Source organism: Algoriphagus resistens (assembly GCF_001442615.1).
GTDB classification, from domain to species: domain Bacteria; phylum Bacteroidota; class Bacteroidia; order Cytophagales; family Cyclobacteriaceae; genus Algoriphagus; species Algoriphagus resistens.
In genome coordinates this window covers 381,970-398,856 of record NZ_LMXN01000003.1, presented here as the reverse complement: position 1 = coordinate 398,856, position 16,887 = coordinate 381,970, and the positions used below count along the sequence as shown (strand labels likewise).

Annotated in this window: 12 protein-coding genes; 9 read left to right on the top strand and 3 right to left on the bottom strand. The window is 41.9% G+C overall.

Translation table 11 applies throughout. From position 1 onward, the window contains the following. Nucleotides 1-48: 48 nt before the first annotated feature. Genes AS141_RS08005 through AS141_RS07990 form a run of 4 tightly spaced genes read left to right on the top strand, consistent with a single transcriptional unit; the run spans nt 49 to nt 4,294 of the window. Nucleotides 49-1,122: a sensor histidine kinase gene (locus AS141_RS08005; RefSeq protein WP_057937116.1), complete on the top strand. Its 1,074-nt coding sequence runs from the start codon at nt 49-51 to the stop codon at nt 1,120-1,122. Continuing rightward, the gene (locus AS141_RS08000) at nt 1,119-1,871 is read left to right on the top strand and encodes a LytR/AlgR family response regulator transcription factor (protein WP_057937115.1); all 753 of its coding nucleotides are present in this window, start codon (nt 1,119-1,121) and stop codon (nt 1,869-1,871) included. The genes AS141_RS08005 and AS141_RS08000 overlap by 4 nt, the downstream gene beginning before the upstream one ends. A gap of 37 nt (nt 1,872-1,908) precedes the next feature. Then, nucleotides 1,909-3,126 carry a hypothetical protein gene (locus AS141_RS07995; protein ID WP_057937114.1) on the top strand — a complete coding sequence of 406 codons (1,218 nt, stop codon included), beginning with the start codon at nt 1,909-1,911 and terminating at the stop codon, nt 3,124-3,126. 52 nt (nt 3,127-3,178) lie between these two features. Next, nucleotides 3,179-4,294: a DUF4221 family protein gene (locus AS141_RS07990; RefSeq protein WP_057937113.1), complete on the top strand. Its 1,116-nt coding sequence runs from the start codon at nt 3,179-3,181 to the stop codon at nt 4,292-4,294. Nucleotides 4,295-4,401: 107 nt separating this feature from the next. Here AS141_RS07990 and AS141_RS07985 read toward each other — a convergent pair whose 3' ends face one another. The 3 genes from AS141_RS07985 to AS141_RS07975 form a co-directional block, all read right to left on the bottom strand. Continuing rightward, complete coding sequence (locus tag AS141_RS07985; protein WP_057937112.1) at nt 4,402-5,973, bottom strand: Rne/Rng family ribonuclease; 1,572 nt, start codon at nt 5,971-5,973, stop codon at nt 4,402-4,404. Nucleotides 5,974-6,154: 181 nt separating this feature from the next. Further along, complete coding sequence (locus AS141_RS07980; RefSeq protein ID WP_057937111.1) at nt 6,155-6,982, bottom strand: tetratricopeptide repeat protein; 828 nt, start codon at nt 6,980-6,982, stop codon at nt 6,155-6,157. A gap of 18 nt (nt 6,983-7,000) precedes the next feature. Then, on the bottom strand, nt 7,001-7,309 hold the full coding sequence (locus tag AS141_RS07975; protein WP_057937110.1) for an HU family DNA-binding protein: 309 nt from the start codon (nt 7,307-7,309) through the stop codon (nt 7,001-7,003). Between the two features lie 145 nt (nt 7,310-7,454). On the opposite strand from AS141_RS07975, the gene mutY reads away from it, so the two are divergent. From mutY to AS141_RS07950, 5 genes are all read left to right on the top strand, one after another. Continuing rightward, nucleotides 7,455-8,528: an A/G-specific adenine glycosylase gene (gene mutY, locus AS141_RS07970; protein ID WP_057937109.1), complete on the top strand. Its 1,074-nt coding sequence runs from the start codon at nt 7,455-7,457 to the stop codon at nt 8,526-8,528. Nucleotides 8,529-8,574: 46 nt separating this feature from the next. Continuing rightward, complete coding sequence (locus AS141_RS07965; RefSeq protein ID WP_057937108.1) at nt 8,575-9,036, top strand: single-stranded DNA-binding protein; 462 nt, start codon at nt 8,575-8,577, stop codon at nt 9,034-9,036. A 70-nt stretch (nt 9,037-9,106) separates the two neighbouring features. Further along, nucleotides 9,107-10,456: a gliding motility-associated protein GldE gene (gene gldE, locus AS141_RS07960; protein WP_057937107.1), complete on the top strand. Its 1,350-nt coding sequence runs from the start codon at nt 9,107-9,109 to the stop codon at nt 10,454-10,456. 393 nt (nt 10,457-10,849) lie between these two features. Then, the gene (gene gltB / locus AS141_RS07955; RefSeq protein ID WP_057937106.1) at nt 10,850-15,340 is read left to right on the top strand and encodes a glutamate synthase large subunit; all 4,491 of its coding nucleotides are present in this window, start codon (nt 10,850-10,852) and stop codon (nt 15,338-15,340) included. 1 nt (nt 15,341) lies between these two features. Then, the gene (locus AS141_RS07950; RefSeq protein ID WP_057937105.1) at nt 15,342-16,814 is read left to right on the top strand and encodes a glutamate synthase subunit beta; all 1,473 of its coding nucleotides are present in this window, start codon (nt 15,342-15,344) and stop codon (nt 16,812-16,814) included. Nucleotides 16,815-16,887 lie beyond the last annotated feature (73 nt).

Sequence of the window (16,887 nt, the reverse complement as noted above, 5' to 3'; positions counted from 1 at the left end):
TTTCTTATCGGAGGAGAATGGAATTCTATTTTTAACTAAATTCCGTTCATGACAGCTACCTCAAAGAAAAACTGCAATAAATCCAATAATGGAATATGGTATGGATTGTCAAGTTTTTTGCTGATCAACTTAGCAATTGCGAGTATTCTGATGATTTATTTCTGTCCATCCTGCTTTCTGAGTTTAGAGGGTTTAAAAGGGCTATTTCCCGAATACTTGTTTTCATTTTTCATTTCGATGGTTTTGAGTTTTGGAGGAAGCCGGGTGGAAGACCTTATAGATCAGAGAATCTCTTGGGTTGATCATCCTTTTAAGCGATTGCTGGTTACGGTGAGCCTATATATGGCATATGCGTTTTTAGCTTCCTTTTTAGTGATATCCTTATACGCCTGGATAGACGGCCAATTCACCGCTGACAATATTCCATGGAAGAATATCGCATTGTACACCAAAATGCCCATGACCGTAGCGCTGGTCTTTATGGCGATATTCACTACTTGGTCATGGCTAGGCGAATGGAGAAAATCTGCACTGGAAGCTGAGATCTTGCGTAATGAAAAACTGGCCAGCCAATACCAGTCTTTAAAAGACCAGCTCAATCCCCATTTCCTCTTCAATTCCCTAAATGTTCTTTCCAATCTGGTATATGAAAATGCGGATAAATCAGCCGCTTTTATCCAGAAGCTTTCCCGCATTTACCGCTACGTCCTTGATGCCCAAAAAGAAGAACTGATCGAGCTGGAAAGAGAAGTTGATTTTGCTACAAATTACCTGGAGCTTCAGAAAATCAGATTTGAGGATAGCCTCCAATTTTCAGTTGACATCAAAGAGCAAACTGGAATGATCCCACCCTTATCACTTCAACTGCTCTTGGAAAACGCCATAAAACATAATATTATAAGCGAAGAAAACCCATTATTTATCCACATCTTTAGAAAGCAGGAAAATTTATGGATCAGCAATACCTTCCAGCCAAAATCGAGTCAGACTGAGTCCTCAACAGGTGTAGGTTTACAAAATATAAAAATGAGATATCAACTGATTTCTAACCGGGAAATGGAGGTCATACAAACAAAAGATGAATTCTTGGTAAAGCTTCCAATTTTAGAATTATCCACATGAGAATTTTAATCATAGAAGATGAAAAACCTGCCTTTAACCTGCTTGTAAAGCAAATAAAGTTGCATTATCCTGATGCTCAAATATTTGGAAATTTGGATAGCATCACAAAATGTATTCAGTGGTTTTCAACTAATTCACAGCCGGATTTAATATTCTGCGACATTCAATTGGCAGATGGTATCAGCTTTGAGGTTTTTGAAAAAGTACATTTATCCACACCTATTATTTTCACTACTGCATATGACCAATATGCCATTAAGGCTTTTCAGGTAAATGCGATAGACTATTTATTGAAACCAATTGATGCGAAGGAATTGGCTAGAGCTGTGGATAAGTTCAAACTCAACAGCATTCCGTCATCACTTGAAATAGATTTGCTAAAAAGCCTGCTTTCTCCGAATAAACTGACCTTCAAATCCAGATTTTTGGTGAAGTTCGGGGACAAAATCCAGAGCGTCCCGGTAGATCAGATTTCCTATTTTTATAGCGAAGAGAGAGTGACATTTCTACAGACAATCGAGGGCAAAAAATATGTTATCGAGAATACATTAGAGCAAACAGAAGCTCAGATAAATCCTGCTGATTTCTTCCGGCTTAACAGAAAATACCTGTGCGGTTTGAAATCTATCGACGGGATTTTTGCTTACTCCAACAGCCGTCTAAAAGTGAAATTAAAAAACTGCTCCGATCAGGATATTTTGATAAGCCGGGAAAAAGTATCGAATTTCAAATCCTGGCTGGATCAGTAATTTAGATTTTCGGAAAATCCAGTGTATTTTTTAGGTAATGAAAAAAGAAATAGATTACGACAGAAAGCAGGAAGAGCTCACCTGGCTGGAAAATCTTCAGCGGAATAGCTGGGAGCCGGAAGTTATCATCTCCGGCATCACACTTGCTTTTCTGTTTGTCTTTCCGGCAAAGATCTATGAGTTCTCTGTATATCTGATCCAGGAAGTAGGCATAGGATATTTGGGCAGCCTGATGATATTGTTTTACCTCACCACCATTGTCTCAGTCTTTAAAATCTTCTTTGTTGTTCATCTGTGTCTGAGGTTCGTCTGGGCGGGTCTTTTAGGACTTAGCTACGCATATCCGAAAGGTGTGATCAACCGGAACTTATTCAAAATGTCACAAGACTACAGCTACCAAAAGCCCGCTGATATGGTGCTGAAACTGGAAAAAACCTGTAGTACTACCTTTGCCTATCCGGTTTCCTTGATTCTGCTATTTCTTATTATCACCATATATCTGGGGTTACTGATCGGGTTTTATCTTTGGTTTAACCTTAACTTTTTCATCATTTATGTGATTATAATGATTAGCCTGGTCATCTTTTCGGTGCTGATGCTGAGCAAAAAAAAGACCAGGTTCAAGGTATGGTACGTGCAAAGCATGCTCAGTTCCATCTCAGCCATTTACCAAAGTAATCTAGGTAAATGGACAGCTGTAGTCTATGCGGTTTTGATTTTCGCTTTCGCTGTTCCTCTTATTATTTCGGACACGCAGGATTTTTCTATGTTCAGAAATGATAGGGCCATTGCTGAGAAGGAGATCGAGTGGCCGGCAAAATACCTTCATTTTGCAACTGATCACGAGATCGGTTTTAGATATCCCCGGGCATTTATACCTTCAGAGGAGATTAATGACGATTATCTCAGGCTTGGCATAGCCCGCTATGAGGGGGATGGGAAAATCATCGAGGAGCTCAATTCTGATTTTAAGAAAGTGCTGGATTCCCTGGCTTGGAGGCCACTTCGGGAGACTGCTGACCTTCACCGGATTTACATAGATGAGGTGCCGATAGAAATAGCTTCCTGGTCCAAGCATAGAATAGGTGTTCCCAAACAAAAAATATATCAGACAGGAATAGATATTTCACATTTGGAAGAAGGTACGCATACCCTGCGCGTAGAGAAGTTACTCTTGCACTATGGTTTCGTGGATAACTACGCGGAATTGATCAGTATAGAGCAATGGGATCAGTTTGAGTTTATTAAGCGGTAAGTTTTTATGTGCCGATTTGTTTAAATTTCAATACACTCTAAATCCTCTATTTATGAGAAAGATTGCTCTACTGAGTTTTTTAGCCTTGAGTTTACTTGGAATTTCTTGTTCACCTAATTCTCAAAAAGAAATACCTGTCCTCGATTTAAAGAATTTGATAGTGGATACGCTGTATTTGGAAAAAGATACGCTGACCAAAAATCTTGGGACAAATTTTAACTATGTAAAAAGTGGTGATGAGGAATTTCTCCTGACTTCAAGCCAACATAGATTCATGAAATATAGCTATCCTGAGGGAAAGCTTATCCGTGACCAATTTTATTTTGCAGAAGGGCCTGATGGAATAGGCAATTTTTTGCAGGTAAATTTCACTGATGACTCATCAGCTTGGTTTGTTTCTTTTCAAGAATTGATTAAAGCAGATCAATACGGCAGCGTTATATCTCGATATGATCTTCCGAAGGGTCCTGCAAAAAGATTAGCAATCAATTATAACACGTTGATGGGAACAAAAGCTATAAACATAGATGGGAAAATCATTATTCCCGATGTCCCATTTGTGCTAAAAGAATCCTTACTAGATTATGAAAACTGGCTATTGGAATTTGATACAAAAGATAGCTCAATCAGCTATGTAAAATTTAACTATCCAATGAAGTATGTAGAATTTTTGGATGACCCAACTTTTGCCGCTTATCAAAATGGGTACAATGAGGCAGACAATCTACACTTGATTTCCTTCCCGGCAGATGATTCTTTACTGGTCATTTCTCAAAATTTCAGAAAATGGGTCTATGCAGGTGTCTCAGATAAAATGCAGTTCTTAGTTGGAAGAACTGAGCAGAAAGGTGAGAACACCATTTTTTTGCCAAATGGTAATAGTAGCGTATACAGTTGGGTGGATTATGATCCAACGGGACAGGTATACCTTCGAGAAGCCATAATAACCAGTGATACAGAAACAAACCGCGATCAGGGCAAAATGCCGCTCACTAAACTAGTGGTTCTGGATAAGAATTTTGAAAAAATCGGGGAAGTGATTTTGCCCCATCTTTCGCGTGGTTTTTCAACCCCGGACGGCTACTATTTGTACATCGGTTATCCTCACTCCGAAGATGAAGTAGCTTTCGCGAAACTGGATTTTTCGAAAATATTTGGCTACTACTGAACAAGAAAAGTAGTTTTTCTTTCTGTAAATTACGAATGGAAGCCAATTTACACCCGCGCCCTTTGCGAAACCTTTATGGTTAAAAAAATCTCATAAAAAAAGCGAGACTATTCAGTCTCGCTTTTTACTTGTAGTTCGATTTCCTCTCCAGATTCATCTAAGAATCTGTATTCCGTCACGGGTAGGGAAGAATCTTTGATCAGTTTTATCCACTTATTATACTTGAAAAACCACTTCACTCTTCGGCTGATTATGCCTGTAGTGAAATATGCGTGCAGGTAGGGATGCAGCCCAATTTGTATTTTACTCACATTCTGGATAGTAGCAATATGATCCACGTCTTTTTCCAGCTTATCGGCGATCAAAATTGAAGCCTGGATTTTGCCGGTGCCGTTGCATGCCGGGCAAGTCTCTTTAGTCACTATATTGACCTCGGGTCTTACTCGCTGTCTGGTGATCTGCATGAGCCCAAATTTGCTCAGAGGCAAAACAGTATGCTTAGATCTGTCAGACTTTAGCTCATTATTCATCGCTTCGTAGATGGCCTTCTTATTCTCTGCCTTCTTCATGTCTATAAAATCGACCACAATGATTCCTCCCATATCCCGGAGGCGGAGCTGTCTACCAATTTCTTTAGCGGCGACCAGATTGGTTTTTAATGCCGTTGATTCCTGGTCACTTTCCTGGTTGGACTTATTACCACTGTTCACATCAATGACGTGCAGGGCTTCTGTGTGCTCTATGATCACATACCCTCCCTGCGGAAGGCTGACCGTCTGTCCAAACAGGCTTTTGATCTGCTTTTCTATTCCAAAACTTTCAAATAGTTTGGCTTTACCGTTGTAAAGCTTGACAATTTTTTCTTTTTCAGGAGCTATATTCCTGATGTAGGATCTGATCTGATCGTAAGTAGATTCTTCTTCTACGGTGATTGCGTCGAATGATTCGTTGAGCAGGTCTCTCACAAGTGAGGAAGCCATGCTCATCTCTCCGATAATTTTGTCGCGACTCTTGGCTTTCATCAATTTAGCCATGCCCTCTTCCCAACTGCTGAGAAGATTACGAAGGTCTTTATCTAAGTCACTGACTGACTGACCTTCTGCCACAGTACGGATAATTACTCCGAAATTGGCTGGCTTGATAGAATTGATGAGTCTCAAAAGACGTCTTCTTTCCTCATTGCTGCGGATCTTCTTGGATACGTTTACCGAATCCGAAAAAGGTACCAGCACGAGGTAGCGACCTGGTAGAGAGAGCTCACAGGATAGTCGAGGCCCCTTCGTAGAAATGGGTTCTTTGACGACCTGAACCAAAATCTGTTGATTTTTCGACAGTGGGCTGGAGATTTTTCCAATCTTGTCGATTTCAGGTTCGTTCTCAAAACCCTTCAAATTATAATTGCCGTAGTTGTTGTTGCGCACCATTTTGGTGAACTTCGTCAGGCTGTTGAAATTTGCCCCGAGGTCCTGGTAGTGAAGAAAGGCGTCTTTCTCATACCCTACGTCAATGAAAGCTGCATTGAGCCCATTGACGATTTTGCGGACCGTACCAAGGTAAATATCCCCAACTTTAAACGAGTTGTCCATTCCTTCGGAATGCAACTCAACCAGACTTTTGTCTTGAAGGAGGGCTATTCGACTTCCGTTTTGAGCAGAATCGATTAACAATTCCGTACTCAAAATCTCGTCTTATTATTATGTAAATGAACGTGTACTTAAATGACAATAAGAAGAAGTGTATTACTTCTTCTTATGTCTGTTTTTTCTTAGTCTTTTCTTACGCTTGTGCGTAGCGATCTTATGTCTTTTTCTTTTCTTTCCGCAAGGCATAGTCTTTGGATTTAGTAGTGATATGAATAATTTATAGCTTGTCGAGATAGCTTTCGATACTTCCGAGGATCATCTCATCATCAGTCATCGTTTTTACTTTCTCGAACTGGGCTTTCGCTTTGTTTTTTTGATTGGCTTCGAAATAGCTCACACCCAAATAAAACTGCCCCTGAAGATTGTCCGGATGATATTGAATCAATTCTTCGAATCGCTCCATGGCACGCTTGTACTGGCCTGATTGCATAGATAGCACGCCCATATTGAACAACCCGTCCTCATTTTGCGGATCCTCTTCTAAGATCTCTCTTAGCATCGTGATTCCTTGCATTGGATTGGACGAGGACACATAAGTCATCGCTATCTTGGTTTTCAAATCCATCCGGGTGGGATCATTATCCAACGCCTGGCTTAAATACTTTCGGGTCTGTTCGGCCGTGTAGTTTACTTTCTCTGCATCCAGCGCAAAGCTGAAAGCCTCATAGTAGGCGTTTCCTGCTTTTTCTGCTAGATCCGGGTCTGACTGCTGATCTGCCGCCAGACTAAGATAATATCCTGCACTATCGTACTTCCCAAGTTCCTGATAGATCCCGGCGATTTCCTCTGCGGAAGATTTCAGCTCTTCTTTGGAAGAATTCTCCGCGATCTGCAGCTTCAGCGTATTTATCTGAAGCCTCTGATCAGGACTTAACTCAGCCTCATGCATGGCTACCGGGTCAGTGGAAGAGGTGGCAGTTGATTCATTTTCCTGAGAAACTGCATCTGCCTTACTTTCATTGTCCACCACCACACTAGGAAGGACATACAGTCCTCCAACTGCGATGATCCCTAGTGCAATGAGTATGAGTTGAGATCTTTTCATGTCAAAAACTCTTCAGGATTAATCCTGAGGAGCTAGTTCCTTAATTTTCTTACTGTTTTTGATCTTCTCTACAAACACCTTAGAAGGCTTGAAAGCTGGTATATAGTGCTCGTCGATAACGATCGCTGTGTTTTTGGAGATGTTCCGTGCGATTTTTCTAGCTCTCTTCTTATTGATGAAGCTACCAAATCCTCTCACGTAGATGTTGTCTCCTTCGGACATTGAATCCTTCACTACTTTGAAGAACGCCTCAATGGCTTGTGTTACATCATCCTTCTGGATACCTGTCTTGTCCGAAATCTTAGTGATTACTTCTGCTTTAGTCACTGTAATATTAATTTAGAAATTACGAAATAAGCTTAACAACCTATTAACCAAGTGTTTTTGGGACTGCAAATGTAAGACAACCATTGTAATTAAAAAACATATTCATAAAAATTAGCGTGATTTGTATATTAGATTGTAATTGACTATGGATCATAAAACTACTGAATATCAGGCTTTTTCACATCAAATACTAACTTGGTATAGAGAAAATCCAAGAGATTTACCATGGAGAGGAACAGATGATCCATACAAAATTTGGCTCTCAGAAATCATTCTTCAGCAGACCCGCGTTGCTCAGGGATTACCTTATTATTATGCTTTTGTAACCGCATATCCCACAGTTAAAGATCTCGCTTTGGCTTCGGAAGAGGAAGTTCTAAGACTATGGCAGGGTCTTGGGTATTATAGCAGAGCGAGAAATCTCCATGCTTGCGCCAAGAGTATCTGGTTTGAAATGTCGGGAGAATTCCCAGATACGTACGACAAACTCCTAAAATTAAAAGGAGTCGGCAGCTATACTGCCTCAGCAATTGCAAGTTTTGCCTACGGCGAAGTAAAAGCGGTTGTGGATGGCAATGTATTTCGGGTACTCGCGCGCTATTTCGGCATTGAGACCGATATCGCAAGTTCCAGAGCAAAAAAGGAATTTGAAGCACTGGCCAATCAGCTTATTCCAAAAGATCATCCCGGAGAATTCAATCAGGCAATGATGGATTTTGGCGCCCGGCTGTGTACTCCCAGGAATCCAGACTGCGAATCATGTCCCTTCAAGACCTCCTGTTTTGCCAGACTACATAATATGGTGTCGGATCTACCCGTAAAGATCAATAAAGTGAAAATTAAGGAACGGCATTTCCATTACTATGTCATCAAGTGTGGAAATAGCTGGGTATGGAAAAAACGGACTTCAGGTGATATCTGGGAAGGACTACATGACTTCCCTCAGGTGGAATCAAGTGAAGAACTGCCCTCTCTGACTATGGATATTCCCTCTGCCTTAAAAGAAGAACCTCTGCTTTTGCCAAAAAATTACAGACACGTTTTGTCACATCAACGATTAAATGCCGTTTTCTCAGAAATGAAAATAAAAGAAGAAAATTTTGAGGAGCTTGAAAATTGGTGCGAAAATGAAGGATTTATGCTAGTGGCAGAAGATAAAATTGAATCCCTGGCCAAGCCAAAGTTAATCGTGAACTTTTTGAACGATCAAGGGATTTGACTAACTTCAAGAATTAGATTTTTTCAATCTAAAAATTAAACTAATTATGGCAGGAGTAAATAAAGTAATCCTAGTAGGAAATCTCGGTGCAGACCCGGAAGTAAAGTATTTGGAAGGCGACAACGCAGTGGCAAATGTAAGCCTGGCAACTACAGAAGCATACAAAAATCGAAACGGAGAAAGGGTAGAACAAACAGAATGGCATGATTTGGAAATGTGGGGAGCACAGGCAAAAATAGCTGAACAATACCTCAAAAAAGGGAGCCAGATCTACGTTGAGGGAAAAATAAAAACTGATAAATGGCAGGACGAACAAGGGCAAAATCGCTACCGAACCAAAATCAGAGTGCTAAGCTTCACTATGCTTGGCAGCAGGCCCGACGGAGCGGGAAGCTCTGGAGCTCCCCAACAATCCTCCCAACAAAGACCTGCATCGGCGGCGCATACTTCAGCGCCTAAAGCGCAAGAAATGGTTTCAGATACAGAAGATGACGATCTGCCGTTTTAATATTCCATTCCCCTGGAACCTATTTTCGGGGGAATGTTTTAATTTTGCATTAACCATTGCGGTTTAATACATGGACGATCCCTACCCGAGTTACCATTTACTCGCCCAGATTAGCTCACCTTCGGTAAGTTATCTGATTATAAATGGATTGCTTTTTATACTTCTATTAATAGGCTCTGCCCTAGTTTCTGGTTCAGAGGTAGCATTTTTTTCCCTTTCCAATGAAGACCTGGGCAATATCGAAGAAGAAAACAGCTCTCGCGGAAAAAAAGTAATCCGTCTGGTAGAGGCCCCTAAAAATCTCCTGAGCACTATCCTGATTCTCAATAACCTCATTAATATCGGGATTGTGACGCTAACAACCTTTGTGGCATGGTCCATTTTTGGAAAAAATGCCACTGGGATACTAATAATCTTAGTCCAAACAATAGGAGTGACTTTCGCAATTGTGTTTTTTGGAGAGATTGTCCCAAAGGTCTATGCCAATAAAGCCAAGGTGGAATTCAGTCTTATCATGGCGCCAAGCATCACTTTCTTTTCCACTATTCTAAGGCCTTTTTCCATGTTTTTGATGGCTTTTAGCAACCTGCTGGAAAAGCGGATCGAAAAGAAAGGCTATTCCCTTTCGGTAAACGAGCTAAATCAGGTGCTGGAATTGACTACCGAAGATGCCCCAAATGAAGAACGGGAGATCCTACGTGGGATAGTAAACTTCGGTACACTTACGGTGAAGCAAGTCATGCAAAGCCGTATGGATATTACGGCCGTTGATACGGATATGGATTTCCATGAGTTAATGGACAAAATCAACAAGAGTGGCTATTCCAGAATCCCTGTGTATGAAGAGACCATTGACAACATTCAAGGCATACTTTACATCAAAGATTTACTTCCGTTTATAGAACGGGATGAAGATTTCGCCTGGAATGAACTTATCCGCAAAAGTTTTTTCGTACCGGAAAACAAGAAAGTAGATACACTTCTGAAGGATTTTCAATTAAAAAGAGTCCATATGGCAATCGTCGTGGATGAATATGGAGGAACATCAGGACTAGTCACTCTTGAAGATCTGATCGAGGAAATAATAGGTGAGATCAACGATGAATTTGACGACCATGATGACATTTTCTTCCAAGAGATTGACCCGGCAACTTTTATATTTGAAGGCAAAGTCTCTCTGAATGATTTCTGCAAAAAACTTGACCTGGATTCCCAGTTATTTGAAGATGTGAAGGGTGAAAGCGAATCTCTCGGTGGATTGCTATTAGAGCTTAATTCTAAATTGCCGAAGAATGGCTCCAAGATCAAATTTGGAGATTTCGTCTTCACCATACTGGCCGTAGATGCCCGAAAAATCAAAAAAGTAAAGGTTCATATCAATTCTCTGGACAAGGACGCGCTAGGCCCTCATACCGATTGAGCAACAGCCAATTACAATATTCTTAGTTTTTCCAATTATTCAGAATATTATTCTTTTCTTTTATAACGGGTCGGCGATTCGAAGAGTTTGCTTCGAAATTCACGAAAAATAATTTTATTTTTTTTGACAGTATATTTTCGAACCCAAAAAATAGGATTTTCACATATTTTTTACTGGTTTTGGGTAAAAAACCACCCTATTTCTTCTAATTATGCTGTAAATTTTATCGACCAGTTCTGTTTTATATACCAAAAAGTTAATTGCCAAAAAGTCAAAAAAGTCAAAATCCATAAATAATAAGGCACTAAAGCAGCCGTTTTGTTGCCGAAATTTTAATAGGACAATTTTTTTCTGTAATTTTTGGAAATTTTGAACCTAATAAATTCTATAAAAATGCAAGAAGGTTTGTATCGATCGGAGTTTGAGCATGACTCCTGCGGTATAGGTGCGGTTGTTGATCTGAGCGCAGTACCCTCACATGAGACGATTAGCGATGCCTTATATATGCTAAGCAATATGGAGCACCGTGGCGGTCGTGGATCTGATCCTAAGACTGGCGATGGAGCTGGCATATTGATTCAGGTGCCTCATCAGTTCCTAAGGGATATTACTGCGCGTACAGAGATCTCGCTTCCTGAAGCTGGATCTTATGGTGTGGGTATGACCTTTTTTCCAAAGAATAAGCAATTATTCCACCGGTCAAAAGAGCTCCTCAATCAGCTGATTGAAGAGCTGGGTTTTGAACTGATAGGCTATAGATCTGTGCCTGTGGACGAAACAGTGCCAGGGTCCGGTGCACTGGAAGTGATGCCTAATATTGAACAGCTTTTTGTCAAGCATAAAAAGGGGCTTACCGGAATTGAGCTGGAGCGTAAGCTGTATGTGCTTAGAAACTACGCTACCTCAGAGATCAATACCAAAATCCCAGGTGTAAATCAGTCCTTCTATTTTGCCAGTTTGAGTAGCCAGACACTTATATATAAAGGACAGCTACGTACTGACCAGGTTTTGGCCTTTTACAAAGACCTTCAGAACTCCAAAATCGAATCCGCTTTTGCGATCGTGCACTCCAGATTCTCGACCAATACCTTTCCAAACTGGAGACTGGCCCAGCCCTTCCGTTTTCTTTCCCACAACGGTGAGATCAATACGATCAAAGGAAATCTGAACAAGATGAAATCAAAGGAAAACCTCATGAAATCCAAGTATTTCACTGATGAGGAGCTTTCCAGGTTGATGCCTATTACCGATAAACAAAAATCTGATTCGGCTAATCTCGATGCAATGGTGGAGCTTCTGACCCTGAGCGGAAGATCTCTTCCTCATGCCATGATGATGCTCGTACCAGAAGCCTGGCAGGATAACGAGGTAATGGACAGGGACAGAAAATCTTTCTATAAATTCCACGCATCACTTGTGGAGCCTTGGGACGGTCCTGCAGCTTTGTTGTTTACAGATGGAAAATCCGTAGGTGCTACACTGGACAGAAATGGTTTACGTCCATTAAGATATTTCATCACAAAAGATAACCGACTTATCCTTTCCTCAGAAGCCGGAGCCTTACCTATCCGTGAGGCTACCATTATAGAAAAAGGAAGAATTAGCCCAGGGAGAATGATTTGGGCGGATTTGGAAAAAGGCCGGGTAGTATTTGACGAGGAAGTAAAAGGAGAAGTATGTAGCAAGCAACCCTATGAGAAATGGGTAGCTGATCAACGAATCAAACTTCGCCTGGAAGATGCGCCTGTCACATTGACCCATCCTTATTCTACCGAGAATATTAAGAAGCATCAAACTATATTTGGATATACTTCTGAGGAGCTCAAAGTAGTATTAAGCCCCATGGGAGATATTGCTTATGAGGCAATCGGTTCTATGGGAGCGGATACGCCCCTTGCTGTTCTTTCCAAAGAAAGCCAGCATATCTCCAATTATTTCAAGCAGCTGTTTGCTCAGGTGAGTAATCCTCCGATTGATCCTATCCGGGAGCGGTTGGTCATGTCGCTGTTCACCCGGCTGGGCGTCGGACAAAACATCTTGGAAGAAAGCCCAAAACATACACGTCAAATCCACATTTCCCAACCTGTTCTTTTGAATGAGGATTTGGAAAAGATTCAAAAGATGGAAGGACAGGGCTATAGATGTGCTACTCTTTCGAGTCATTTCCTTGCCGATCATAAGCCGGGAAGACTTTTGGAAGCTCTCGACAAGATTTGCAATGAAGCAGAAAAGGCGATCAGTGAAGGGAAAAACATCATTATCATCTCTGACCGTAACAGCACTGTAGAATATGCACCGATCCCGTCTCTATTGGCGATAGGTGCCGTGCATCATCACCTGGTCAAGAAGAAGATCAGAACCAGCGCTGGCTTAGTTTTAGAATCCGGAGATATCCGTGAAACGCATCATTTTGCTACCGCTATTGGCTACGGAGCCTCTGCCATCAACCCGTATATGGCCCTAGAATCACTTTTGGCTATGTTTGAGAAAGGTGAGCTCCCAAATGTGAAAAGCCAGAAGAAACTATTTTCGAATTATCAAGCCGCGATAGGAAAAGGACTATTGAAAGTTCTTTCCAAAATGGGTATCAGTACACTTCAATCCTATCAAAGCGCCCAGATTTTCGAAGCCATAGGTCTTGGGCCTGATGTCATCGACAGATGTTTTAAAGGAACCATATCCAGAATATCCGGGATTTCCTTTGACGAATTGGCAGAGGAGGTATTAATCCGTCACAGAGCCGCTTATGAAACTGAATCTCCAATTCTAGAACAGGGTGGCGTGTATCAGTGGAAGCGAAGAGGTGAAAAACACTTGTTCAATCCTGAAACAATCCACTTATTACAAAAATCAACGCGCTTAAATGACTTTGGTCTGTATAAGAAATTTGCAGCCAAAATAAATGAGCAAAGCAAAGATGCATTGACATTGAGAGGCTTATTCGAATTCAAAAAGCGAATCACTGTCCCGATCGACGAGGTAGAACCGGCATCTTCTATTATGCGGAGATTTGCCACCGGAGCCATGTCTTTCGGTTCTATTTCCCACGAAGCGCATTCTACTTTGGCGATAGCCATGAACCGAATCGGAGCCAAAAGCAACTCTGGAGAAGGAGGGGAAGATGAGATCCGCTTTGCCAAAAAAGAAAATGGAGACTGGGAGCGCTCAGCCATCAAGCAGGTAGCCTCAGGTAGATTTGGAGTGACAAGTAATTATCTCACCAATGCAGCCGAACTACAAATCAAGATGGCACAGGGTGCCAAGCCAGGAGAAGGCGGTCAGCTTCCGGGGCATAAAGTAGATGATTGGATCGGTAGAGTAAGACATTCTACCCCTGGAGTGGGATTGATCTCCCCACCTCCTCACCACGATATTTATTCCATTGAGGATTTGGCCCAGCTGATCTTCGATTTAAAAAACGCAAATAGAAAAGCCAGAATTAACGTTAAGCTTGTTTCTCAAGCCGGTGTAGGTACTGTGGCAGCTGGTGTGGCAAAAGCTATGGCTGACGTGATCCTTATTTCTGGTGCGGATGGCGGAACCGGAGCTTCTCCGTTGAGCTCCATACGCCATGCAGGGTTGCCTTGGGAGCTTGGCCTTTCAGAAGCTCACCAGACCCTGGTAAAAAATAATTTGCGAAGCCGCGTCGTACTTCAGACCGATGGCCAGCTTAGAACCGGTCGTGATCTTGCAATAGCGACACTTTTGGGAGCTGAAGAATGGGGTATTTCTACTGCTGCACTTGTGGTAGAGGGTTGCATTATGATGAGAAAATGTCATTTAAATACCTGCCCTGTAGGTATCGCAACCCAAAATCCGGATTTGAGAAAACTATTTACCGGAGATCCGGATCACGTGGTAAATTACTTCCAATTCCTTGTTCAGGATCTAAGAGAAATCATGGCGTCATTAGGATTCCGTACTATAGATGAAATGGTAGGACAGAGTAACGTCCTTCAATCTACTGGCCACTTGAATCACTGGAAGTGGGATAAAGTAGATCTGAGCCCTATTTTCCACAAAGTCGAAGTTCCGGACCACGTGGGAATCCACAAGCAAATCGATCAGGAATTTGAACTAAAAAGAGTTTTGGATCGCCAGTTGATCAAAGCTGCGCTTCCTTCCCTTGAACAAGCCATGGCTTCATCGGGCAACTTCCAGATTAAGAATATAGACAGATCAGTGGGTGCAATGCTTTCCAATGAGATTTCTAAAATATACGGAAGTCCAGGATTGCCAGAGGATACGATCAACTTCAAATTTACCGGTTCTGCAGGCCAGACTTTCGGCGGATTCCTTACCAAGGGTGTCAACTTCGAACTAGAGGGGGAAGCCAATGATTATTTCGGAAAAGGTCTTTCCGGCGGCAAACTCATTATCTATCCAAGCAGAAATGCCAAATTCGCTCCGGAAGAAAATATCATCATCGGTAACGTAGCGTTCTATGGCGCCACTTCCGGAGAAGCATATATAAATGGAAAAGGCGGAGAGCGATTCTGTGTAAGAAACTCAGGGGTACAAACCGTGGTAGAAGGAATAGGCGATCATGGATGTGAATACATGACCGGGGGATTAGTGGTGAACCTTGGAGAAATCGGAAGGAACTTTGCGGCAGGAATGAGCGGTGGTATCGCTTATATACTCAAAGACTACATCACGGAAATCAATCCGGAATTGGTAGACATAGATATTCTCGAAGATGAGGATTTCACTACAATCAAGACATTCCTCAAAAGACATGTGAAACTGACCAAGTCGGCTTTAGGCACTAAATTCCTTGAAGATTGGGATAAAACCAAAGAGAAATTCATCAAGGTAATTCCTAGAGATTACAAGGCAGTTTTAGAGAAAAGAGCATTAGAACAATCAAAATCGTTGGCGTAAAATGGGAGCGAAAGAAGGATTTATTCAATTCAAAAGAGAAACCCCGGTTACCCGTGACGCGAAAGCTAGAATAGGTGACTACAAGGAAATATATGAGCCCTTCTCGGGCGAAAAATTAAATAATCAGGCTGCGCGATGCATGGACTGCGGAGTACCGTTTTGTCACAATGGATGCCCTCTTGGTAATGTAATTCCGGATTTTAATGATGCGGTGTACAATAACGAGTGGGAGCAAGCAATTAAAATATTAAGGAGCACAAACAATTTCCCTGAATTCACTGGGAGAATTTGTCCTGCTCCTTGCGAGGCCAGCTGTGTTTTGGGAATCAATAAAGATCCGGTTGCGATTGAATTGATCGAAAAAAACATTGCTGAAAAGGCCTATGAACTTGGCCTGATCAAAGCAAACCCTCCTAAAACAAGAACAGGAAAGCATGTGGCTGTGATTGGATCAGGTCCGGCAGGACTTGCAGCAGCAGACCAGCTCAATCAAGCGGGACATGAAGTGACGCTTTTCGAAAAAGACTCCAAACCTGGAGGACTCCTTAGATTTGGTATCCCCGATTTCAAACTGGAAAAATGGGTGATTGATCGACGGATAGAATTCATGAAGCAGGAAGGAGTGATTTTCTCCTGTGACACAGAAGTTGGCTTCAATATCAAAGCAGAAAATATTCTCAAGAATTTCGATGCCGTGGTGCTTTCCACCGGGGCAGGGCAGCCTAGAGGTTTGAGCATTAAAGGAGCCCAAGCCAAAGGAGTTCATTTTGCAATGGAATTTTTAGGTCAACAAAACAAGGTTGTGTCGGGTGAGATCAAAGAAAACCCGATATCGGCAAAAGGCAAACATGTGATCGTGATCGGCGGTGGTGATACAGGAAGTGACTGCATAGGCACTTCCAATAGACACGGAGCGGCTTCTATCATGCAGCTTGAGTTACTACCCAAACCTCCTCAGCAAAGAAATACACTCAATCCATGGCCGGAATGGCCTATGACCCTGAGAACTTCCAGTTCTCATGAAGAGGGAGCTGAGCGGGTATTCTCTGTGCTCACTAAAGAATTTGTCGTGAACGAAGCAGGTCAGGTCACTGGGTTGAATCTAGTCGATCTGGAATGGGTTCATAAAGACGGGCGAATGGTTTTTGAAGAAATCGCCGGAACAGAACGTACTGTTCCATGTGACTTGGCATTCTTGGCCATTGGCTACACTGGTCCTACTCAAAATGGCTTGCTGGAAGCTTTCGGAGTAGAATCTATGGAGAATACGCTTCCAAAATCAAAAAATTACCAAAGCACAAATTCTAAGGTTTTCCTGGCCGGTGATATGCGCAGAGGACAGTCCTTGGTCGTATGGGCAATATCCGAAGGTAGAGAGGCTGCAGTAAAAGTGGACGAATATCTAATGGGAGAATCTACCCTTCCCCAGAAAGACGAATCTTTCTTTCAGGTAGAAGAGGAGATTGCAGATTAAGCGAAATCTCTATCTCTTTATTCATACAAAAGCCATCTCGATTGATTTCGGGATGGCTTCTTTGTTGGAGACA